Source organism: Lachnotalea sp. AF33-28 (assembly GCF_003477885.1).
GTDB lineage: Bacteria > Bacillota > Clostridia > Lachnospirales > Lachnospiraceae > AF33-28.
Genome location: NZ_QUEE01000014.1, coordinates 12648 through 34317, shown reverse-complemented (window position 1 = coordinate 34317; position 21670 = coordinate 12648). Strand labels below are relative to the sequence as shown.

General features: G+C 47.9%; 34 protein-coding genes. 32 read left to right on the top strand and 2 right to left on the bottom strand.

What is annotated here, in order from left to right; translation table 11 throughout:
* Window positions 1-16: 16 nt before the first annotated feature.
* The 7 genes from DWZ56_RS17380 to DWZ56_RS17350 all read left to right on the top strand — a co-directional run bounded on the left by DWZ56_RS17380 (window position 17) and on the right by DWZ56_RS17350 (window position 5687).
* A complete protein-coding gene (locus DWZ56_RS17380; RefSeq protein ID WP_118557874.1) occupies window positions 17-895 on the top strand; it encodes a polysaccharide deacetylase family protein in 879 nt (292 codons plus the stop codon).
* The gene (locus DWZ56_RS17375; RefSeq protein WP_118557873.1) at window positions 892-1734 is read left to right on the top strand and encodes an SDR family oxidoreductase; all 843 of its coding nucleotides are present in this window, start codon (window positions 892-894) and stop codon (window positions 1732-1734) included. The genes DWZ56_RS17380 and DWZ56_RS17375 overlap by 4 nt, the downstream gene beginning before the upstream one ends.
* A gap of 326 nt (window positions 1735-2060) precedes the next feature.
* Window positions 2061-2696 carry a TetR/AcrR family transcriptional regulator gene (locus tag DWZ56_RS17370; protein ID WP_118557872.1) on the top strand — a complete coding sequence of 212 codons (636 nt, stop codon included), beginning with the start codon at window positions 2061-2063 and terminating at the stop codon, window positions 2694-2696.
* On the top strand, window positions 2674-3207 hold the full coding sequence (locus DWZ56_RS17365) for a flavodoxin domain-containing protein (RefSeq protein ID WP_118557871.1): 534 nt from the start codon (window positions 2674-2676) through the stop codon (window positions 3205-3207). Before DWZ56_RS17370 ends, DWZ56_RS17365 begins: the two co-directional genes overlap by 23 nt.
* A gap of 335 nt (window positions 3208-3542) precedes the next feature.
* A complete protein-coding gene (locus DWZ56_RS17360; protein WP_118557870.1) occupies window positions 3543-3818 on the top strand; it encodes an autorepressor SdpR family transcription factor in 276 nt (91 codons plus the stop codon).
* A gap of 105 nt (window positions 3819-3923) precedes the next feature.
* The gene (locus DWZ56_RS17355; RefSeq protein ID WP_118557869.1) at window positions 3924-4520 is read left to right on the top strand and encodes an SdpI family protein; all 597 of its coding nucleotides are present in this window, start codon (window positions 3924-3926) and stop codon (window positions 4518-4520) included.
* Window positions 4521-4997: 477 nt separating this feature from the next.
* Window positions 4998-5687 (top strand): YjjG family noncanonical pyrimidine nucleotidase, encoded by a 690-nt coding sequence (locus DWZ56_RS17350; protein WP_118557868.1) that lies wholly within the window; start codon window positions 4998-5000, stop codon window positions 5685-5687.
* Window positions 5688-5889: 202 nt separating this feature from the next.
* Here DWZ56_RS17350 and DWZ56_RS17345 read toward each other — a convergent pair whose 3' ends face one another.
* Window positions 5890-6960: a mannose-1-phosphate guanylyltransferase gene (locus tag DWZ56_RS17345; protein WP_118557867.1), complete on the bottom strand. Its 1071-nt coding sequence runs from the start codon at window positions 6958-6960 to the stop codon at window positions 5890-5892.
* Between the two features lie 129 nt (window positions 6961-7089).
* Window positions 7090-7221: a hypothetical protein gene (locus DWZ56_RS23365; protein ID WP_279220314.1), complete on the bottom strand. Its 132-nt coding sequence runs from the start codon at window positions 7219-7221 to the stop codon at window positions 7090-7092.
* Between the two features lie 478 nt (window positions 7222-7699).
* Between DWZ56_RS23365 and DWZ56_RS17340 the strand changes: the two genes are divergently transcribed.
* The 25 genes from DWZ56_RS17340 to map all read left to right on the top strand — a co-directional run bounded on the left by DWZ56_RS17340 (window position 7700) and on the right by map (window position 21650).
* Entirely contained in the window at window positions 7700-8605 is a 906-nt protein-coding gene (locus DWZ56_RS17340) for an Rpn family recombination-promoting nuclease/putative transposase (RefSeq protein WP_118557866.1), read from the top strand.
* A gap of 477 nt (window positions 8606-9082) precedes the next feature.
* Entirely contained in the window at window positions 9083-9400 is a 318-nt protein-coding gene (rpsJ, locus tag DWZ56_RS17335; protein WP_118557865.1) for a 30S ribosomal protein S10, read from the top strand.
* A gap of 170 nt (window positions 9401-9570) precedes the next feature.
* Window positions 9571-10206, top strand: a complete 636-nt coding sequence (gene rplC / locus DWZ56_RS17330; protein WP_118557864.1) for a 50S ribosomal protein L3 — start codon at window positions 9571-9573, stop codon at window positions 10204-10206.
* A 30-nt stretch (window positions 10207-10236) separates the two neighbouring features.
* Window positions 10237-10857 (top strand): 50S ribosomal protein L4, encoded by a 621-nt coding sequence (gene rplD, locus DWZ56_RS17325; RefSeq protein ID WP_118557863.1) that lies wholly within the window; start codon window positions 10237-10239, stop codon window positions 10855-10857.
* Window positions 10857-11156 carry a 50S ribosomal protein L23 gene (gene rplW, locus DWZ56_RS17320; protein WP_118557862.1) on the top strand — a complete coding sequence of 100 codons (300 nt, stop codon included), beginning with the start codon at window positions 10857-10859 and terminating at the stop codon, window positions 11154-11156. Before rplD ends, rplW begins: the two co-directional genes overlap by 1 nt.
* Window positions 11157-11274: 118 nt before the next feature.
* Entirely contained in the window at window positions 11275-12117 is an 843-nt protein-coding gene (gene rplB / locus DWZ56_RS17315; protein ID WP_118557964.1) for a 50S ribosomal protein L2, read from the top strand.
* Window positions 12118-12138: 21 nt separating this feature from the next.
* A complete protein-coding gene (gene rpsS, locus DWZ56_RS17310) occupies window positions 12139-12420 on the top strand; it encodes a 30S ribosomal protein S19 (RefSeq protein WP_118557861.1) in 282 nt (93 codons plus the stop codon).
* A 31-nt stretch (window positions 12421-12451) separates the two neighbouring features.
* Window positions 12452-12841, top strand: a complete 390-nt coding sequence (gene rplV / locus DWZ56_RS17305) for a 50S ribosomal protein L22 (RefSeq protein WP_118557860.1) — start codon at window positions 12452-12454, stop codon at window positions 12839-12841.
* Between the two features lie 11 nt (window positions 12842-12852).
* Window positions 12853-13509: a 30S ribosomal protein S3 gene (gene rpsC / locus DWZ56_RS17300; protein WP_118557859.1), complete on the top strand. Its 657-nt coding sequence runs from the start codon at window positions 12853-12855 to the stop codon at window positions 13507-13509.
* Window positions 13509-13946, top strand: coding sequence for a 50S ribosomal protein L16 (rplP, locus tag DWZ56_RS17295; RefSeq protein ID WP_118557858.1), 438 nt, complete (start codon window positions 13509-13511; stop codon window positions 13944-13946). The genes rpsC and rplP overlap by 1 nt, the downstream gene beginning before the upstream one ends.
* Window positions 13936-14139 carry a 50S ribosomal protein L29 gene (gene rpmC / locus DWZ56_RS17290; protein WP_118557857.1) on the top strand — a complete coding sequence of 68 codons (204 nt, stop codon included), beginning with the start codon at window positions 13936-13938 and terminating at the stop codon, window positions 14137-14139. Before rplP ends, rpmC begins: the two co-directional genes overlap by 11 nt.
* A 27-nt stretch (window positions 14140-14166) precedes the next feature.
* Window positions 14167-14421 (top strand): 30S ribosomal protein S17, encoded by a 255-nt coding sequence (rpsQ, locus tag DWZ56_RS17285; protein WP_118557856.1) that lies wholly within the window; start codon window positions 14167-14169, stop codon window positions 14419-14421.
* Window positions 14422-14489: 68 nt separating this feature from the next.
* Window positions 14490-14858 carry a 50S ribosomal protein L14 gene (gene rplN / locus DWZ56_RS17280; protein WP_118557855.1) on the top strand — a complete coding sequence of 123 codons (369 nt, stop codon included), beginning with the start codon at window positions 14490-14492 and terminating at the stop codon, window positions 14856-14858.
* 19 nt (window positions 14859-14877) lie between these two features.
* Window positions 14878-15183 (top strand): 50S ribosomal protein L24, encoded by a 306-nt coding sequence (gene rplX / locus DWZ56_RS17275; RefSeq protein ID WP_118557963.1) that lies wholly within the window; start codon window positions 14878-14880, stop codon window positions 15181-15183.
* Window positions 15184-15206: 23 nt separating this feature from the next.
* The gene (rplE, locus tag DWZ56_RS17270; protein ID WP_118557854.1) at window positions 15207-15746 is read left to right on the top strand and encodes a 50S ribosomal protein L5; all 540 of its coding nucleotides are present in this window, start codon (window positions 15207-15209) and stop codon (window positions 15744-15746) included.
* An 18-nt stretch (window positions 15747-15764) separates the two neighbouring features.
* Window positions 15765-15950, top strand: a complete 186-nt coding sequence (locus DWZ56_RS17265) for a type Z 30S ribosomal protein S14 (RefSeq protein ID WP_118557853.1) — start codon at window positions 15765-15767, stop codon at window positions 15948-15950.
* 257 nt (window positions 15951-16207) lie between these two features.
* Complete coding sequence (gene rpsH, locus DWZ56_RS17260; protein WP_118557852.1) at window positions 16208-16609, top strand: 30S ribosomal protein S8; 402 nt, start codon at window positions 16208-16210, stop codon at window positions 16607-16609.
* A gap of 96 nt (window positions 16610-16705) precedes the next feature.
* On the top strand, window positions 16706-17248 hold the full coding sequence (gene rplF, locus DWZ56_RS17255) for a 50S ribosomal protein L6 (protein WP_118557851.1): 543 nt from the start codon (window positions 16706-16708) through the stop codon (window positions 17246-17248).
* A 19-nt stretch (window positions 17249-17267) separates the two neighbouring features.
* Window positions 17268-17636, top strand: coding sequence for a 50S ribosomal protein L18 (rplR, locus tag DWZ56_RS17250; protein WP_118557850.1), 369 nt, complete (start codon window positions 17268-17270; stop codon window positions 17634-17636).
* 15 nt (window positions 17637-17651) lie between these two features.
* Window positions 17652-18161: a 30S ribosomal protein S5 gene (gene rpsE, locus DWZ56_RS17245; protein WP_118557849.1), complete on the top strand. Its 510-nt coding sequence runs from the start codon at window positions 17652-17654 to the stop codon at window positions 18159-18161.
* Between the two features lie 15 nt (window positions 18162-18176).
* The gene (gene rpmD, locus DWZ56_RS17240) at window positions 18177-18359 is read left to right on the top strand and encodes a 50S ribosomal protein L30 (protein ID WP_118557848.1); all 183 of its coding nucleotides are present in this window, start codon (window positions 18177-18179) and stop codon (window positions 18357-18359) included.
* A gap of 18 nt (window positions 18360-18377) precedes the next feature.
* Window positions 18378-18818 (top strand): 50S ribosomal protein L15, encoded by a 441-nt coding sequence (gene rplO, locus DWZ56_RS17235; RefSeq protein ID WP_118557847.1) that lies wholly within the window; start codon window positions 18378-18380, stop codon window positions 18816-18818.
* A 1-nt stretch (window position 18819) separates the two neighbouring features.
* Window positions 18820-20136 (top strand): preprotein translocase subunit SecY, encoded by a 1317-nt coding sequence (secY, locus tag DWZ56_RS17230; RefSeq protein ID WP_118557846.1) that lies wholly within the window; start codon window positions 18820-18822, stop codon window positions 20134-20136.
* Between the two features lie 117 nt (window positions 20137-20253).
* Entirely contained in the window at window positions 20254-20898 is a 645-nt protein-coding gene (locus DWZ56_RS17225) for an adenylate kinase (protein WP_118557845.1), read from the top strand.
* Between the two features lie 2 nt (window positions 20899-20900).
* Entirely contained in the window at window positions 20901-21650 is a 750-nt protein-coding gene (gene map / locus DWZ56_RS17220; RefSeq protein WP_118557844.1) for a type I methionyl aminopeptidase, read from the top strand.
* Window positions 21651-21670 lie beyond the last annotated feature (20 nt).

The window sequence follows — 21670 nt, the reverse complement described above, 5'->3', positions numbered from 1 at the left end:
CTATAAGGAGAAGATCATGAACAGAAATATATTTATGCGTTTTCCGGGGGGAAGGCAGAAGGCCCTGACCCTAAGCTATGACGACGGAAGCTTTCAGGATGAAAGGCTGATCGGTCTCATGCAGAAATACGGCCTTAGGGGAACCTTTAACTTAAACACAGGACGGCTGCGCGAGGAAGGGAGCGAGCCGATAAAGGATGATTTTTTTGGAATGCCGACGCCATTGGAAGCGCTGAAACGGTATTCGAAAGACGGTTTGGAGGTTGCGACTCACGGCGTGAACCATCCATACCTTGATAAGCTGCCGGCGCATATGGCGGCGGCAGAGGTGCTGGAGGATCGGGCGTATCTGGAAACCCTGTTTGAAAGGCCTGTTACAGGCCACGCCTATCCTTACGGAACTTACAGCGCTGCGGTTATGGAGGTGCTGAAGACCTGCCAGATCAGCTATGCCCGCACAGTCCGCTCCACCCATTCGTTCACCCTGCCGGAGAACTGGCTGGAGTGGAATCCGACCTGCCATCACAATGATGAAACGCTCTTTGCGCTGGCCGATGAGTTCCTGACAAAACTGGACACACCCTTTGACCGTTCACCGGAGCTGTTTTACCTGTGGGGACATTCGTTTGAATTTGACAGGGACGGTAACTGGCATGTGATAGAGGCATTTGCGGAGAAAATGGGCGGGCGTCCCTCCGTCTGGTACTGTACCAATTCGGAATTCTACGGGTATGTCAGAGCCTTTGAGGGCTTGGTCTGGTCGGTGGACGGCCGTTTTGTAAGAAACCAGTCCTGCATGGATGTCTATCTGGAAGCGAACCGCAATCTGTACTGTGTGCAGGCCGGAAGCGGCGTGCTGCTCCCCGTGGAAATGCTGCAGGAGGATACACAATGAAGTTGATGATAACCGGAGCAGGCGGTTTCCTGGCATCCCGCGCGGCGGAGTATTATAAAGACGGATATGAGCTTCAGACTGTCGGACACAGGCAGCTGGATATCACCGATCCGGTACAGACCGGTGCCGTGATCGCGGATGGCAGGCCCGATGTCGTGCTCCACTGTGCGGCTGTTTCCGATACCGGAGCCTGTGAAAGAGATCCTGAACGGACATACAGGGTCAATGTGGATGGAGCTGCCGCCATCGCCCGGGCCTGCCGCGCGATTCGGGCAAAAATGATTTTCTGCAGCTCAGATCAGGTTTACTTCGGCAGCCAGGCCACGGTCCCGCATCGGGAGGACGAAATGCTGTGTCCTAAGAACACCTATGGAAAGCAGAAGCTGGAAGCGGAAGAGGCTGTGATGGAAGCGGATTCAGGAAATGTCTGTTTGCGTTTAAGCTGGATGTTTGCCGCAGATTATTCCGGCCGAAGAGAGCACGGCAGCCTGCTGTCCGGCATAGTGGGAGCACTGCGGTCGGGTGCGGACATGGCATACCCGGTTTACGATTACAGAAGCATCACCGATGTGTGGGATGTGGTAAGAAATCTTGAACTGGCCTGGAATCTGCCGGGGGGAATCTATAACTTTGGCAGCGAAAATGACCTGTGCACCTATGATGTGGTGAAGCAGTTATTGGTCCACTTAAACGCTGACGTCCGGGTTCTGCATAAAAATGAAACCGCGTTCAGTGACAGGCCCAGGAATCTCAGAATGAATATTGAAAAAATCTGCGGATACGGCATCCGTTTTCCGACGGCGGCGGAGAGCCTTGAGAAGGCTTGCCGCTCCTTATGATGCTGTTTCAGGCATGCGGCATAACTTTACTATTCACGGCTGCCGATCAAGCAGCGTATGACAGACCAGAGTATGGTCCTCATAGGGATCCCTTGAAGCCCGCCGGTTCTTTTGCTGCGTAGTTTGCAGCATTAGAACCGCTGCGCGCTTCACGGAGCGAGAGCGTGTCCCAATGAGGACCATACTCTGGTCTGTCATACGCGGGAATTTTACGACAACTGTGAATTGCAACAGCATAACATTTCGGGCCGGATAAAAGACTTGACAATACTAACAATTGTTAGTATAATGCTGACAGGTAAACTAACAACTGTTAGGAGCACAGGATGACTACGAAAGAACGCATTATTGATCAGGCGCTGGACCTGTTTTCCAGGAAAGGGTATGACGGCGTATCCGTGAGGGATATATCCGGTGCCGTAGGCATTAAGGAGAGTTCCCTCTATAATCATTTCAAAAATAAACAGGATATCTTCGACACCATCGTGGAAGAAGGTTTTTTGCGGGCTGGGAATTACTTCAGGCAGCAGTCCCTGCCGTTTTCCCGCGGGGATGATTTGTCCGTATACCGGGAAACGGATGTCAGCCGACTGACGGAACTGATTCTTAGAACCTTTTCTTATTTTTTTGAAGACCCGTTCAATACACGGTTCCGCCGTCTGCTGACTGTCAGCCAGTTCGGGAATGAGAGAGCGAAAGAGGTATACATAAGGCTCTACAGAGATTACCCCGTACAGTTTCAGAGCCATCTGTTTGCCGCGCTGATGGAGACCGGAGAATTTCGCAGAGGAGATCCCGAGGCGGCGGCCAGGGATTTCTACGGCGTAATGTTTATGCTCATTCATACCTGTGATTCCTTTGAAGAGGCAAAGCCTGCGATCAGAGAACATGTGAAACAGTTTGCGTCTGCCCACCTCATCAGAACAGAAGGAGAACAGGATGAAAGCGATCATAATTTATAACTCAAAGACCGGTTTTACGGAGCGATATGCCGGGTGGCTGGCCAAACGCCTTAACGGTGAAACTGTGCGGTACCGTGACCGGAATAAGATGGATCTTATTGGGTACGATACGGTTATCTATGCCGGTAGCGTGCATGCGGGTTTCGTAACGGGACTTAAGTGGTTTAAGAAACAGCTCCCGCTGCTCGAGGGAAAGAAAAAAATTGTGCTGGCCGTAGGCGCCATGCCGGCGGGCGAAGAGATAGCCGCTAATGTTGCGTCAGCCAATTTTACGCAGGAAGAGATGGGAGATATCCGGCTGTTCTATCTGCCGGGGGGCCTGTGTTATGAAAAAATGGGCACTTTAGACCGCTTTTTCATGAAGCTGTTTCGCAAAATGCTCGCCTCCCGGAAGAACCCTTCGGCAGAGGAGGCTGAGACTGCAAAAGCGATCAGCCATTCCTATGATATCGCTGACCGGGCATACTTAGATCCGGTGATGGATGCCTTCATGCAAAGTGCTGATTTCTGACCGCAGGTCCGTTGTCAATCCGGTGGCTGAATACGCAATGACAAATTGCTTAGATTGAGAAAACGCATGCTGTTTATGCGCAGCGCTGTAATAGCTGATCCCCCAGTGAAGTTTGTGCCAGATACAGACTTCACTGGGGGATATTGTGTAAAAGAGGGAGGTTTCACGGGAAATATGGGGAAAAGGCGGCGGTGGAGGATTGGAGTCTGCTTTATAACTTTGTAAGTTCAGAAAACCAGTTGACAGGCAGGAAAGAGAATGATAATATTTAACTAAATAGTTAAATAAACGCGGCGAAACTTATTCATGAGGCTGTACCGGAAGGGGGAGAGTGCATGGCGAGCGTTTTTAAGGCCCTGGGGGACTCCACCAGGCGGGAGATATTGACGCTCCTAAATGAGGGGGACCTGACCGCAGGAGAGATAGCCGGACATTTTGAAATGTCCAGGCCTGCCATAACGAAGCATATGGATATCCTGCGGGAAGCGGAGCTGGTCACTTCAGAAAAGAAGGGACAGTATGTGGTGTATTCCATTAACCTGACTGTACTGCAGGAAGCGCTAAGCGCCTTCATGTCCATATTCGATAAAGGCGGCGGTTCGCCGGATTGAAGTATGGAAGGTGAGAGTGAGAGTGGCAGCGTTAATGAAAGCCGGATAAATATGCGTATCCGGCCGGCAAGATCATAGCGTGTAGCAGCGCGCAGGCGGTGAGAAATGAATCGAAATTATAGTGTCTATGAGCTGGTTGTCTGTATTATTTCCATAACGGCGCTGGGGCTTGGTTTTTTGGCTCCTCAGGCGGACTGGAAACTATGTCTGATCGGGATCTGCATCCTTGTTCTGCTGATGATTTTTCATATTTATACGCCGAAGATCGCGAATCTGTCTCCGGATAATCCGAAGGTGAAGACCATGAGGAGGATGAATATAGTATCGATCGTACTCGTGGTGTTCTGCTTTGTGGTTATGGAGTGGGCGGAGAAACTGCCCTGGTTCCAGGCTCATCAGGACCTGTGGCCCTATGCGGTCATGCTGCTGATCGTGATCAGTACCGGCAATGTGGCTCCAAAGCTTCCTTTTAACCGTTACATGGGACTTAGGCTGCCCTGGACCATCCGGGATGAGGATACCTGGCGCGTTGCGCACAGACTGCTGGGATATCTTACATTTCCGGCCGCACTGGTGATCCTGATCGGCGGGATAATCCTGCAGTCGGAGAAAGCGGCACTTGTCGGACTCATGTCCTGGATCGTAGTCCCCGGAGTATATTCAGGTTACTATTACTATCTGCGGATACAGGGGAAGAGATAGCGCAGATACTGTTAGTATCGCTTGCGGGCGTGCTTTTGGCAAGGTATAATATCGATAGATATTATACCTGCGCTGATTTTCGTCTGCGAAGCAGACAATTACCGTAGAAAATCATGCGCATCCCCCCGGAGGGGCCATGTCAGCTTGCTGACATGGTATAATATCGATAGATATTATACCTGCGCTGATTTTCGTCTGCGAAGCAGACAAATACCGTAGAAAATCATGCGCATCCCCCGGAGGGGCCATGTCAGCTTGCTGACATGGTATAATATCGATAGATATTATACCCGCGCTGATTTTCGTCTGCGAAGCAGACAATTACCGTAGAAAATCATGCGCATCCCCCGGAGGGGCTATATCAGCCTGCTGGCATGGTATAATGTCTGCAGACATTAAGAAGAGGTTACGATTCACGGCTGCCTATATGCGCGGGAAGTTTGCGGCAGCTGTAAAGAGTAATAAGAGGAGTGATGCATGATGAGATACCCTATACTTTTGTTTGATGCTGACGGAACTCTGCTGGATTTTGAACAGACGGAGGCGGATGCCCTGACGGAAACCTTCCGGAAGTTTTCTCTGCCCTTGGACGATCGTATCAGAAATCGCTATCTTGAGATCAATCACGGATTATGGAAGGCTTTTGAAAACGGCGAGATTACAAAGGCACAAGTGCTGGATACGCGTTTTGCGCAGCTCTTTCGTGAGTTTAATCTGAACGGCCCGACGGACGGTACATTTGAGCGCTGCTATCAGGATGCGCTGGCCTATGGACACGCTTTGATGCCGGATGCGCTGGAGGTCTGCAGGAATTTAAGCCGCTGCCATGAGCTTTATATTGTGAGCAACGGTGTATCGTCCACGCAGTTTAAACGTCTGGAAGAATCAGGGCTGCGGCCGTTTATGAAGCAGGTGTTTGTATCGGAGGATGTGGGATATCAGAAGCCAATGAAGGAATACTTTGATTATGTGGAGAGGCATATATCCGGCTTTGACAGGAAAAATGCCCTGATCATCGGGGATTCCCTGGCATCGGATATCCGAGGAGGCGTGACGGCGGGAATCGATACCTGCTGGTATAACCCGGGATGCCTGGCCGGCGGCGGACAAGTGAAACCGGATTATGAGATCAGGGATCTTAAGGAGCTGTATGAGATATGCGGATAGAAACAGAGAGGCTGGTACTGTGAAGTGATGCTGTGCCGCTATCCGTTTTAGCGCTGGAAGCATAGATGTTCAATACGATTTAAGGCAGCAGGCGTTTTGTGCCGGAAAACAGATGGCGGTAAATATAAGGGGAATCTCTTAGATGGATGAGATTCCCCTTTTTTCTGTTCTCTTAAAGAAAGCAGCGCTCTTTAAAACATAATTAAAGATATTGTTCCATGCCGCGGTTTCGCAGCTCTTCCAGTATCTTCTTGATCTCACCGGCATGGTCTTTGTCACAGATTAAGGTAGCGTCTTCCGTATCCACTACGATCAGATCTTCCAGGCCTACGGCGGCGATGAGCTTGCCGGACCCCTCGATGATGCAGTCTTTAGTATTGACGGAGATCACGTTGCCGGTGATGATATTGTCGTTTTGATCGGATTTGCGTATCCGGCCTACGGCGAGCCAGGAACCTACATCGTCCCAGCCGAAGTTCCCGGGAAATACATAGATATTTTCTGCCTTCTCCATGATGCCGTAGTCGATGGATTCCGAGCGAAAGGCGGTGAATTCGCGGTTTAATACCAAGCCGCTCTGATCCGTGCCTACAGCCGCTCCGATTTTTGCTAATCCTTCATATATATCAGGCATATGCTGGCGTATATTGGAGAGAATAGTGGATACTTTCCATACGAACATGCCGCTGTTCCAAAGGTAGCGGCCGGAGGCCAGGTATTCTTTGGCAAGCTCCAGGCTGGGCTTTTCCACAAACCGGTCAACAGCAAACGCATGGCCGTCCTGACTGCCGGATAAAAATTTGATGTAGCCATAGCCAGTTTCGGGATAGCTCGGCGTGATACCTATGGTGACCAGATTGGCGCCGGATTCTGCGTAACGGCATGCCTCGGACATGGTGTTTACAAAGATGTCGGTGTATTTGATCAGGTGGTCCGATGGCAGCACCATCATGACCGCGTCATCATATTTACGGGAGATGTGCATGGCTCCAAGACCGATACATGGCGCCGTGTTGCGCCCTGCCGGTTCGCATAGGATGTTCTCTGCCGGGATGCCGGGAAGCTGCTCTTTTACCAGTGCCTCATAGGATTTATTGGTGGCGATGTAGATGTCCTCCATAGCGACTATGGGGAGGATTCGCTCTACCGTGAGCTGGATCATGGTTTTACCGTCTCCGGTCAGGGACAGAAACTGTTTGGGAAGGTCTTTGCGGCTGCGTGGCCAGAACCGTTCTCCGCGGCCGCCGGCCATGATAAGGGCTGTGTTTTTCATAAAGGGTGTTCCTCCGTTTTTTGTGTTGGTTGTATGGTGTTTCTTCTATATATAATGTAAGTGTGTGAAGCGGAATGGAAAATATGAGTTTATTCTAGTATAAATGCGGAGAAATGGCAAGAGGGGATGTTACCGTTCACGGTTGTCGTAAACGTCCCGCGCATGATAGGACCGGCTATATTCCTCATAGGGACGCGCTCTCGCTCCGTGAAGCGCGCAGCAACTGTCACCAACCGCCAGGTTGATGACCTGCGCGCACATCAGTGCGCTTCCTCGTGCGGGCTTCAAGGGATCCCTATGAGGAATATACCCGGCCCTATCATTCGCTGCTTTATCGGCCCCTGAACAGTAACGGGGGAATTGTAACAGTTCAGACGGCTCATCTTCTTGACCGAAAAAACCGGTCAAGAAGCATCGGATGTCCATCCGATGTGAAAAATAGCACAAAAACAGTCTTATGAGCAAGCTCAACGCCTGCTTTTGCACTATTTTCCCGCCGTCTGAACTGTTACGGGGAATTGGATTGGGCTCACATTTGAAGGAAAAAAGAGTTGAGAATTTTAAAAGGTAAGACTATAATAGTGATATAAATCGATGTTCGCTTCAGAACATTATTTTCTATTTCGTTCTTTGCTGTGGTAACAGCGGCCGGCATATTCTGCCATATTTTTCAATTAACATTCATTTATGATATGGCAGGCGGAAAGAAGCAGCTCCTGCCATAGGAGGGAGGAGCAGTATGGGGACAGATCAGCAGTTTTTTTGCGGAAATCGGATGGACGGTTATGAGGAGAGAAGAAATAAGGTGCGCAGGTTTCAACTGACTAGCGATATTTTTTTCTGCAAGGTGCTGGAGGATAAGGAAGCGTGCCAGGAAGTGGTCCGGATATTGCTGGGACATCCGTCATTAGTGGTGAAGGATGTTAAGACACAGTATTCGATCCGGAATATTGAAAACCGATCGGTCGTTCTGGATGTGCTGGCCGAGGATACGGACGGCAGAATGGTAAATGTTGAAATGCAGGTTTCGGAGGATGAAGACCATCAAAGACGGGCCAGATATTATCAGGCGAGTATGGATATGAGCTTTTTGGAAAAAGGGTGTCCGTATGAGGAACTGCCGGAGCTGTATCTGATATTTATTACGGAGAAGGATTTTCTGTGTCAGAAAACGGGGATTAGTTATATAGACAGAGTGGTCAGGGGACGGGGGACAGTAACGGATAACGGAGTGCATGAGGTATATGCGAATCTGACATATGGGTGTGAGGATGAAAAAATCGATGAGCTGCTTAGGTATATGAAAAGATCGGATTGTGATTATCAGACAGAGGTGTTTCCGAATGTGGTTAGGAAGGTAAGATATCTGAAGGAGCAGAAGGAAGGAGTGGAGATTATGTGTAAGATATTGGAAGAGGAGAGAGAGCAGGGGATTAGGATTGGAGTGAAACGGGGAATAGAGCAAGGAATAAAGGAGGGAATGGCACAAGGGATAGAGCGCGGTATGGAGAAAGGAATTAGAGCTTTTATCTGTGATAATCGTGAGGAAAATATACCGAGGGAACGTGTGCTGGTAAAACTGCAGAAGCGCTTTGAACTGTCGGTGGGTGAGGCGGAGATGTGGTTGGAGAAGTATTGGGGGTAGGATGGGGGATTTAAGGCGCTGGTGGGCCGGAGGGGGAGTTTGTTGGTGGCACCCCGCGGCTTCGCAGCGCACAGCTCGGGAGGAGGGACATCTCCCTCGCTTGGGGCTGTCGCCCCATGGCCCAATATTCATAAGCACCGTCTGGTGAGCGAGCTCCCCGGACGGTGCTTATGAATATTGGGCCGCGCTGCTCTCAGAAAAACAAAAATAATCCTTGCCAAATTGGAGGGGATGTAGTATAATGATACACGCTGTGGCATGATAGCGTTGAAGCGTGAGGTTGCTGCCTGGGAATGGCAGGTTTTCCGTGGAGCGAATGTCAAGTTAGGAAACTGGCGACAAGTCACTGTACAAATAAACGATCTGCATCTGTGTGCAGAGATGACGTGTGGATAATTAGGATACACACGGGAGAGTGTACAGTCACCACTTGTCGTACTTCGAAATGAAAAGTGCGAAAAGGAGGCGACTTTTTTTATGGCAAGTCAAGTAATGAGAATCACACTGAAGGCTTATGATCACCAGCTGGTGGATCAGTCCGCAGGCAAAATCATCGAGACTGTAAAAAAGACAGGATCAAAGGTGAGCGGACCGGTGCCGTTACCGACAAAGAAAGAGGTAGTTACCATCTTAAGAGCTGTGCATAAGTACAAAGATTCCAGAGAGCAGTTCGAGCAGAGAACTCACAAGAGACTCATCGATATCATTACACCGACGCAGAAGACAGTGGACGCTCTGTCCAGGTTGGAAATGCCGGCTGGTGTTTATATTGATATCAAAATGAAAACCAAATAAGCAGTTCTGGCAACATTTAAAAATGTAAGTGTTTATCCTAGAGCCTCGTGTAGGAAATTGGTTGATGATATAGAAGCAAATGAATCCTAACATTTCCACTTATATCTTCCAGCTTTTCTAGGATGATTGCCCTTGAGGCAATCCGCTGTAGATTAACAGGAGGTAAAAAAATGAAGAAAGCGATTTTAGCTACAAAAGTAGGTATGACTCAAATCTTCTCCGAAGATGGAACGTTAACGCCTGTAACCGTACTTCAGGCTGGCCCCTGTGTTGTAACACAGGTTAAGACAGCAGACAATGACGGTTATGAAGCAGTACAGGTCGGCTTTATGGACAAGAGAGAGAGATTGGTAAATAAGCCCCTCAAAGGTCACTTTGACAAGGCCGGCGTATCCTGCAAGAGATATGTAAAGGAATTCAAGCTTGAAAATGCTGCTGACTACAAAGTAGCGGATGAGATCAAAGCGGATATCTTCGCAGCAGGCGATAAGGTGGATGCAACAGCGATCTCCAAAGGTAAAGGTTTCCAGGGTGCTATTAAGAGACATGGACAGCACAGAGGGCCTATGGCTCACGGTTCCAAGTTCCATCGTCATGCAGGTTCCAACGGTTCCGCAACAACCCCCGGCCGCGTATTCAAAGGCAAAAAGATGCCCGGACAGATGGGCCACAAGAAGATCACAATCCAGAACCTGGAAGTGGTCAGAGTGGATGTGGAGAACAATCTGATTCTGGTAAAGGGTGCGGTACCCGGACCTAAGAAAGCGTTAGTAACACTGAAAGAAACGGTAAAAGCAGGCAAATAATTGCTTTTATAAGAAAGGAGGAACACACAGATGGCAAACGTATCTGTTTATAATATGGAAGGCAAAGAAGTTGACACGTTAGAGTTAAACGATGCCGTGTTCGGTGTGGAAGTGAATGAGCACCTGGTACACATGGCAGTCGTTGCACAGCTTGCCAACAAACGTCAGGGGACACAGAGCGCTAAGACTCGTTCAGAAGTGAGCGGCGGCGGAAAGAAACCTTGGAGACAGAAAGGAACCGGTCATGCGAGACAGGGATCCATCAGAGCTCCCCAGTGGACCGGCGGCGGTATCGTATTCGCTCCGAAGCCGAGAGATTACTCCATCCGTCTGAACAAGAAGGAGAAGAGGCTGGCGTTAAAGTCCGCTCTGACATCCAGAGTGAACGAGAACAAGTTCATCGTTGTAGATGATATCAGGATGAACGAGATCAAGACGAAGACATTCAAGAACATGCTGGATTGCCTGAAGGTGAACAAAGCTCTTGTGATCCTGAATGACAACGATAAGAATGTGGTGATGTCCGCAAGAAACATTGAGGGAGTGAAGACCGCTTTAACCAACACCATCAATGTATATGATATCCTGAAGTACAACACTGTAGTGACCACCAAGGCCGCTGTAGCTACCATCGAGGAGGTGTACGCATAATGGCTGATATTAAATATTATGACGTGATCCAGAAGCCTGTGATTACCGAGAAGAGTATGGGCGTTATGGGTGAGAAGAAATACACTTTCCTGGTTCACCCGGAAGCAAACAAGTCCATGATCAAAGAAGCTGTTGAGAAGATGTTCGACGGAGCAAAGGTAAAAAGCGTTAACACCATGAACTATGAGGGCAAAGAGCGCAGAAGAGGCAGAACATCCGGCATGACATCCAAGTACAAAAAAGCCGTTGTTCAGCTGACCGAAGACAGCAAGGACATTGAACTGTTCGGAGCTTTATAATTTCTGAACAGGATAAACTATACGACGAAAACCTATGTCGTGATAACTAAAAAGTCGTGCATCGCTTTTAGTGAAAACACAAGAAGGCGTTGTAATGATCGAAAGGAGTGCGAAAAAAATGGGAATTAAAACATTTAACCCATATACACCTTCCAGAAGACATATGACCGGTTCCGATTTCTCCGAAATCACCAAAGCAGCACCGGAGAAGTCCCTGACAGTTTCTTTGAAAAAGAGCGCCGGCCGTAACAATCAGGGAAAGATTACAGTGAGACACCGCGGAGGCGGATCCAGAAGAAAATATAGAATCATCGACTTCAAGAGAAGGAAAGACGGAATCCCTGCAGTGGTACAGTCCATCGAGTACGATCCTAACAGAAGCGCAAATATCGCTCTGATCTGCTATGCAGACGGCGAGAAAGCATATATCATTGCTCCCGAAGGCCTGAAGGTTGGACAGAAGGTCATGAACGGAGACAATGCAGAAGCAAGAATCGGTAACTGCCTGCCCCTGTTCCATGTGCCGGTCGGCGCACAGGTGCATAACGTAGAGCTGTATCCTGGTAAGGGCGGACAGCTGGTGCGTTCTGCAGGTAGCAGCGCACAGTTAATGGCGAAGGAAGGCAAATATGCAACTTTAAGACTTCCTTCAGGTGAAATGAGAATGGTGCCGATCATCTGCCGCGCTACGATCGGTGTTGTCGGAAACGGGGAACATTCCCTGATCAATGTCGGCAAAGCAGGGCGCAAGCGCAACATGGGTATCCGTCCTACAGTCCGCGGTTCTGTTATGAACCCGAATGACCATCCTCACGGCGGTGGTGAAGGCAAGACCGGTATCGGACGTCCCGGCCCCTGCACACCTTGGGGTAAACCTGCTCTCGGCTTGAAGACAAGGAAGAAAAACAAAGCTTCCAACAAGCTGATTGTAAGAAGAAGAGATGGCAAAACGACTAAATAGTGAATTAAGGAGGAAGAACCTATGGCTCGCTCACTGAAAAAAGGACCATTTGCAGATGATCATTTATTGAAAAAAATAGATGCCATGAATGCAGCCGGACAGAAACAGGTAATCAAGACCTGGTCCCGCCGTTCCACAATCTACCCTCAGATGGTTGGACATACAATTGCAGTTCATGATGGCAGAAGACACGTGCCGGTATATGTGACCGAAGATATGGTAGGACACAAGCTGGGTGAATTCGTAGCTACAAGAACTTACAGGGGACATGGAAAAGACGAGAAAAAGACAGCTCGCCGCTAATATTTTCTAGTAAGAAAGGAGGAACTATCTCATGGCAAAGAGATACTCAAGATCCAAGTTTAAAAGAGAAAGAAATGCCAATAAGGACACAAGACCTTCTGCCAAATTATCCTATGCAAGAGTTTCTGTGCAGAAAGCATGTTTCGTTTTAGATGCCATCAGAGGCAAAGATGTTCAGACCGCTCTGGGTATTGTAACTTACAACCCCAGATATGCTTCCAGCCTGATCAAAAAATTGTTGGAGTCAGCGGTAGCAAACGCCGAAAACAATAACGGCATGAACGCTGCAAACCTGTATGTTGCGGAGTGCTATGCAAACAAGGGACCGACAATGAAGAGAATCAGACCGCGCGCACAGGGCAGGGCTTATAGAATCGAAAAGAGAATGAGCCACATTACTGTTGTGTTGGATGAAAGATAAGGAGGGCAATCATGGGACAGAAAGTAAATCCTCATGGCTTAAGAGTCGGAATCATTAAAGACTGGGACTCTAAATGGTATGCAGAGGCTGATTTTGCAGATAACCTTGTGGAAGACTACAAGATCAGGACATACCTGAAGAAGAAATTATACAGCGCAGGTGTTTCCAAGATTGAAATCGAAAGAGCATCTGACAGAGTGAAAGTGATCATCTATACTGCAAAACCCGGTATCGTGATCGGCAAGGGCGGTTCAGAGATCGAAAAGCTGAAAGTACAAGTTCAGAAGTTTACGGATAAGAAACTGTTTATCGATATTAAGGAAGTAAAGAGACCTGACAAGGATGCGCAGCTGGTTGCGGAAAGCATTGCACAGCAGCTGGAGAACCGTATTTCTTTCAGACGTGCTATGAAATCCACTATGTCCAGAACCATGAAGAACGGTGCTCTTGGTATCAAGACCTGCTGTTCCGGCCGTCTTGGCGGAGCGGATATGGCTCGTACAGAGTTTTACAGTGAAGGAACCATCCCGCTGCAGACACTGCGTGCGGACATCGACTACGGCTTTGCTGAAGCAGATACAACCTATGGCAAGATCGGTGTTAAGGTTTGGATCTATAAAGGTGAAGTTCTTCCAACTAAAGCAGCTAAGGAAGGGAGAGATAAATAATGTTAATGCCTAAAAGAGTAAAACGTCGTAAACAATTCCGCGGATCTATGGCCGGTAAGGCATTAAGAGGAAATACCATCAGTAATGGTGAGTACGGACTTGTTGCAACGGAACCGTGTTGGATTAAATCAAACCAGATCGAAGCAGCCCGTGTTGCGATGACGCGTTACATCAAGCGTGGCGGCCAGGTTTGGATTAAAATATTCCCCGATAAGCCAGTAACTGCAAAACCCGCTGAAACCCGTATGGGTTCCGGTAAAGGTGCACTGGAGTACTGGGTTGCAGTTGTGAAACCGGGCCGCGTTATGTTCGAAATCGCAGGTGTTCCGGAGGATTTGGCTAGAGAAGCTCTGCGTCTTGCTATGCATAAGTTACCCTGTAAGTGTAAGATCGTTTCTCGTGCAGATTTAGAAGGCGGTGATAACAGTGAAAATTAATAAGTATGTAGAAGATTTAAAGACAAAATCAGCTGCAGAATTAAATGATGAATTAGTAGCTGCTAAAAAGGAACTTTTCAATCTGAGATTTCAGAACGCAACAAATCAGTTAGACAATACCAGCCGAATCAAAGAAACACGCAAGAAAATTGCGCGAATCCAGACTGTAATAACTGAGAAGGCCAGAGCCTGAAACCTATAGTGAAAGGAGGAATTTGTTGTGGAAAGAAATTTAAGAAAGACACGTACAGGAAAAGTAGTCAGCGACAAGATGGATAAGACGATCGTTGTTGCAGTAGAAGACCACGTAAAACATCCTTTATATAAGAAGATCATCAAGAGAACCTATAAGTTAAAAGCTCATGATGAGAAGAACGAGTGTGCAATCGGTGATACCGTTAAAGTAATGGAAACAAGGCCGCTGTCCAAGGATAAGAGATGGAGACTTGTGGAGATTATCGAGAAAGCTAAATAAATCAGGAAACGCGTGGAGAAGTTGTAGCACAGACATTCCCGCGGTTAAACGCGAAAGGAGTTAATAGTATGATTCAGCAGGAATCCAGGCTTAAAGTAGCTGATAATACAGGCGCAAAAGAGCTGCTCTGCATCAGAGTCATGGGCGGTTCTACAAGAAGATATGCGAATATCGGCGATACGATCGTTGCTTCCGTTAAAGATGCAACACCTGGCGGTGTTGTAAAAAAAGGTGATGTAGTGAAGGCCGTTGTAGTTCGTACAAAGGCCGGCGCGCGCCGTAAAGACGGTTCTTACATCAAATTCGATGAGAACGCCGCGGTAATCATTAAAGACGACAAGACACCAAGAGGAACCCGTATATTCGGGCCTGTAGCAAGAGAGCTTCGTGAAAAACAATTTATGAAGATTGTTTCCCTGGCTCCCGAAGTATTATAGGAGGTGCAGGAAAATGTCTATGGCGAAAATCAAAAGAGGCGACATGGTAAAAGTGATCGCCGGCAAAGATAAAGACAAAGAAGGCAAGGTCCTTCGTGTGGACACTAAGAACCATAAGGTTCTGGTAGAAGGTATCAATGTGGTAAAGAAGCACACGAAACCGAACGCTGCAAATCAGGCGGGCGGAATCGTTTCCACTGAAGCTTACATTGATGTATCCAACGTAATGTACCTGAAGGACGGCAAAGCTACCAGAATCGGTTTTGAGGTCAAAGACGGCAAAAAAGTCCGCGTTGCCAAGGCAACCGGTGAAGTAATTGATTAATTTCGGAAAGGAGGTCCGCGAAGTTGAGTAGATTAAAAGAGCAGTATAAGAACGAGATCGTCGATGCAATGACGAAGAAGTTTGAATATAAGAATGTAATGGAAGTTCCGAAGTTAGCGAAGATCGTAGTCAATATGGGTGTTGGCGAAGCAAAGGAAAACGCTAAGATTCTGGAATCGGCCGTAAAAGACCTGGAAACGGTTACAGGACAGAAGGCTGTATTGACAAAAGCGAAAAAATCTGTGGCGAACTTCAAGATCAGAGAGGGTATGCCGATCGGATGTAAGGTAACATTAAGAGGCGAGAAAATGTATGAGTTTCTGGACCGTCTTGTAAACCTGGCATTACCCCGTGTGCGTGACTTTAGAGGTGTGAATCCTAACGCATTTGATGGCAGAGGAAACTATGCTCTGGGTATCAGAGAGCAGCTGATCTTCCCTGAAATTGAATACGATAAGGTGGACAAAGTAAGGGGTATGGACATCATCTTTGTTACTACGGCAAAGACAGATGAAGAAGCTCGTGAACTGTTGACATTGTTCAATATGCCGTTTCAAAAATAGTTAGGAGGAGAAGATCCCATGGCAAAGACTTCAATGAAGATCAAACAGCAGCGTGGTGCGAAATTCTCTACAAGAGAATACAACCGTTGCAGGATTTGTGGCCGTCCGCATGCTTATCTTAGAAAATACGGAATCTGCAGAATTTGCTTCCGTGAATTAGCATATAAAGGCCAGATACCGGGAGTAAAGAAGGCAAGCTGGTAGGCATTGAGCACTTAGCGAGGTCCTTTCGAGCTTAGTGCGAAAGCCCATCCCGAAACTTGGCGAGGTCTTATCGAGCCTAGTTGAGCGGATGCTGTCATGCAGCCCAAAAAGCCGCCAACGCACCCCCGTTAGCTGCCCCTGTGCAACCGCATGCCGTCAACGCACAACCGTTAGCTGCCCCTGCTGCCGCATGCAGTAAGCGCCAAGCAAAAGTGCCAAATTAAGCCCATGAAATTTAAAAGGAGGCAATTACAAAAATGACAATGAGCGATCCCATCGCAGATATGCTTACAAGAATCCGTAATGCAAATACTGCCAAACATGATACAGTCGATGTACCGTCATCTAAGATGAAATTAGCCATTGCTGACATCCTTGTAAACGAAGGTTATATCGCAAAATACGATATCGTAGAGGATGGAGCGTTTAAGACGATCCACATCACATTAAAATATGGCAAGGACAAAAATGAAAAGATCATCACCGGTCTGAAGAGAATTTCCAAACCCGGTCTTCGTGTTTATGCGAACACCGAAAACCTGCCGAAGGTTTTAGGCGGACTGGGTGTAGCGATTATTTCCACCAATCTGGGTGTGCTGACAGACAAAGAAGCCAGAGAGAAAAATGTTGGCGGCGAAGTTCTCGCGTACATCTGGTAATTACAGAATCAATAGAACCGCAGATCGGTCGGGTAACAAATCCGACGCAGGTGAAAATATTCACCCTGGCACGAATAAAAAAATGGAGGTACGGGCATGTCACGTATAGGAAGAATGCCAATCGCGGTACCGGCGGGTGTAACCGTTGATATTGCAGAAAATAATAAAGTGACTGTAAAAGGTCCTAAGGGAACTCTGGAGAGAGTTCTGCCTGCAGAGATGCAGATTAAGTTAGAAGGATCAGAAGTTATTGTAACAAGACCTAACGATTTAAAGAGAATGAAATCTTTACACGGCTTAACAAGGACTCTGATTGCAAATATGGTAACCGGTGTTACCGCCGGCTACGAAAAAGTTCTGGAGATCAACGGTGTTGGTTACAGGGCTGCAAAACAAGGTAAGAAGTTAGTTCTTTCCTTAGGTTATTCTCATCCGGTTGAAATGGAAGATCCGGAAGGTCTGGAATCTGTTGTAGAGGGTCAGAACAAGATCATAGTTAAAGGTATTGACAAAGAAAAAGTTGGCCAGTTTGCTGCTGAAATCAGAGATAAGAGACGTCCTGAACCTTATAAGGGCAAGGGCATCAAGTATGCTGATGAAGTGATCAGACGCAAAGTTGGTAAGACCGGTAAGAAATAATTAAGGAGGAGTAGCTATAATGATTAGTAAAGAGTCAAGAAGCGAAGTTCGTGTAAATAAACATAGAAAATTGCGCAATCATCTTGCTGGCACCGCCGAGAGACCGCGCCTGGCTGTGTTTAGAAGCAATAATCATATGTACGCTCAGATTATTGATGACACGGTTGGAAATACGTTAGTATCCGCTTCTACCGTTCAGAAGGATGTGAGAGCTGAACTCGAGAAGACCAACAATGTTGACGCTGCTGCTTACCTGGGCACGGTAATCGCTAAAAAAGCGTTGGAAAAGGGTATCACCACCGTAGTGTTTGATAGAGGAGGATTCATCTATCAGGGCAAAGTTCAGGCATTAGCAGATGCAGCAAGAGAAGCTGGTCTGGAATTCTAAGTAGGAGGAGAACACATGAAACGTACAATCGTTGATGCCAGCGCGTTAGAATTAACAGAAAAAGTGGTAGCCATCAAACGTGTTACTAAGGTTGTAAAGGGTGGACGTAACTTCCGCTTTTCCGCTTTGGTAGTTGTCGGTGACGGCAACGGACATGTAGGCGCAGGTATGGGCAAGGCGGCTGAAATTCCGGAAGCAATCCGTAAAGGAAAAGAAGATGCGATTAAGAAACTCATCACAGTGCCTGTGGACGAGAACATGAGCATCCCTCATGACTTTATCGGCAAGTTCGGAAGCGCCAGCGTATTATTAAAGAAAGCATCCGCCGGTACCGGCGTTATCGCAGGTGGTCCTGCGCGTGCCGTTCTGGAACTGGCAGGTATTAAGAATATCCGTACAAAATCTTTAGGCTCCAACAATAAGCAGAACGTAGTTTTAGCTACAATTGCCGGCCTGGAAGCTTTAAAGACACCGGAGGAAGTTGCGAAGAGCCGCGGCAAATCCGTAGAAGAATTAATCGGCTAACAGGAGGGAACAAAAATGGCAGATAAATTAAGAATCACATTAGTGAAGTCTCCAATCGGTGCAATTCCGAAACAAAAGAAAACTGTCGAAGCCCTTGGCCTTAAGAAACTGAACAAGACAGTTGAGATGCCTGATAACGACGCAGTTCGTGGTATGATCTGGCATGTAAAACATTTAGTGAAAGTAGAAGAAATCTAAGCTAAGGAGGTGCAGGAAATGGAACTTTCAAACTTACAGCCTGCTGCAGGGGCAAAGCACAGCGATAACTTCAGAAGAGGCCGTGGCCATGCGTCAGGTAATGGTAAGACAGCTGGTAAGGGACATAAAGGTCAGAAGGCACGCTCCGGCGCGGCAAGGCCTGGTTTCGAAGGCGGTCAGATGCCTTTATACAGAAGACTTCCTAAGAGAGGTTTCACTAACAGAAACACGAAGGAAATCATAGGCATTAATGTAGATATGCTGGAAACTTTTGATGCAGGTGCAGAAGTAACTGTTGAAACATTGATCGAAGCAGGTATCGTTAAGAATCCCAGGGATGGAGTAAAGATTCTTGGAAACGGAGAATTAACCAAAAAGCTTACGGTAAAGGCGAACGCTTTCAGTGAAGGCGCAAAGCAGAAAATTGAAGCTGTTGGTGGAACCTGTGAGGTGATCTGATATGCTCAAAACACTCCAGAACGCATTTAAAATAAAAGAAGTAAGAAACAAGATCTTATTTACACTATTTATGTTAGTGGTAGTAAGAGTGGGATGTCAGCTTCCAGTTCCAGGAGTAAGTACAACTTATATCGCGAACCTGATTGGTCAGCAATCAGGTGACGCGTTCAACTTTTTTGACGCGATGACCGGCGGATCGTTCATGACAATGTCTATCTTTGCTCTGAACATCACGCCGTACATCACTTCCTCCATCATCATGCAGCTTCTGACCATTGCGATTCCGAAGCTGGAAGAGATGCAGAAGGAAGGCGAAGAAGGAAGAAAGACGATAGCAAAGATCACACGTTATGTTACCGTAGCGCTTGCACTGATAGAATCCCTCGCTATGGCGATCGGATTCGGCGGGAGCGGGCTTCTGCCGGTATACAATGCGTGGACCGTGATCGTTGCGGTAGCCGCCATGACAGCGGGTTCCGCAATGCTGATGTGGATGGGTGAGAGAATCACCGAGAGAGGCGTTGGAAACGGTATTTCCATCATCCTTTTGATCAACATCGTATCCGGGCTGCCGGATGACTTCGCGACTCTGTTCGAACGCTTTATCAAAGGCAAAAATGTTGCCAACGCGGTGCTCGCAATTGCGATTATCGTTGTGATCGGCATCGCCATGGTAGCTTTTGTTGTGTTCCTGCAGGGCGGCGAGAGACGCATTCCCGTGCAGTACGCGAAAAAGATGCAGGGCAGAAAGATGGTGGGCGGCCAGTCCTCCAACATCCCGCTGAAGGTGAACACCGCGGGTGTTATCCCGGTTATCTTCGCATCGTCCCTGATGTCATTCCCGGTAGTGATCGCACAGTTTTTTGATGTGAATTACGCTTCCGTAGGAGGCAAGATCCTGCTGGCAATGAGCTCTTCCAACTGGTGCCGTCCGGATGCCCCGATCTATTCCATCGGGCTTCTGGTATACTGTGTGCTGATTATTGCTTTTGCTTATTTCTACACTTCCATCACATTTAATCCGATTGAAGTGGCGAATAACATGAAGAAGCAGGGCGGTTTTGTTCCCGGTATCCGTCCGGGCAAGCCCACTTCCGATTATCTGACCAGAATATTGAATTACATCGTATTCATCGGTGCGGCCGGTCTTCTGATCGTTGCTGTGATCCCGATTGTATTTTCCGGTGTATTCAGCATTACCCGCCTTTCCTTTATGGGTACGTCGCTGATCATCATTGTCGGTGTAATTCTTGAAACCTTGAAGCAGATTGAGTCCCAGATGGTAGTCCGTTACTATAAGGGATTCCTGGATGACTGATACAGACACATTGAGCGACCGAAACAGCGGACAGGCTTCTGCCCTCTGTTTCGGGATTTCATTTCGGGTCTGTTTGGGACAGGATATATCTGGCAATAATCAAGAGGAGGTAGCAGTATGAAAATCATCATGTTGGGGGCCCCTGGCGCGGGGAAGGGCACACAGGCGAAGAAAATTGCGGATAAATATCAGATTCCGCACATCTCCACCGGTGACATCTTCCGTGCCAATATCAAGGAAGGCACAGAGCTTGGCAAAAAGGCGAAAACCTTTATGGATGCGGGAAAGCTTGTTCCCGATGAACTGACCATCGATCTTTTGATGGATCGGATCTCCAGGCCTGACTGTGCAAACGGTTACGTGCTGGACGGTTTTCCGAGAACCATTCCCCAGGCAGAGAGCCTGGAGGCGGCATTGGAAAAACGCGGTGAAAAGATAGATTATGCAATCAATGTAGAAGTGCCGGATGAGAATATCATTCACAGGATGAGCGGGCGACGCGCGTGTTTAAACTGCGGAGCTACCTACCATGTGGTACACATCCCTACCAAGGTGGAGGGGATCTGCGACCGCTGCGGAAGCGAACTTGTGCTGCGGGATGATGATAAGCCGGAAACAGTGAAAAAACGTCTGGATGTCTACCACGAACAGACACAGCCTCTGATTGAGTTCTACAGTCAGCGGGGAGTGCTGGTAAATGTGGATGGTACCCGTGATATGGAAGTTGTATTTGCTGATATAGTGGAAATTTTAGGAGCGTAAACATGTCTGTGACAATTAAATCTGCCAGGGAGATCGAACTGATGCGCCAGGCAGGCAAAATATTAGCTAAGGTGCATGAGGATCTGGCAAAAGTGATAAAGCCGGGTATAACGACAAAAGAAATCGATCGGATTGCCGAAGAGATGATCAGAAGCTATGACTGTATTCCTTCTTTCCTGAATTATAACGGATTTCCCGCTTCCGTGTGCGTTTCTGTCAATGACGAGGTGGTGCACGGCATTCCGAGCAGCAAGAGGGTGATCCGGGAAGGCGACATTGTCAGCCTGGATGCGGGCGTTATTTATAAAGGATACCATTCCGATGCGGCCAGAACACATGCCGTGGGCGAGGTGGGAAAAGAAGCGGAGCAGCTGATTGAGGTGACCAGACAGAGTTTCTTTGAGGGAATTAAGTATGCGAAGGCAGGCCATTTCCTTCATGAGATATCAGGGGCGATCAACGATTATGCGGACAGGTTCGGATACGGTGTGGTCAGGGATCTGATCGGACACGGAATCGGAACACAGATGCATGAGGAGCCGGAGATCCCGAATTTCAGACAGCGCACAAGAGGCCTGAAGCTGAAACCGGGCATGACGCTGGCCATTGAACCGATGATCAATGCCGGACGCTTCGAAGTGGAGTGGACGGATGACGACTGGACGGTGGTTACGGCAGACGGTTCTTTATCCGCTCATTATGAAAACACAGTTTTGATCACTGACGGAGAACCGGAGATCTTATCCCTCTAAGCAAACGAGGTGAGACAGCA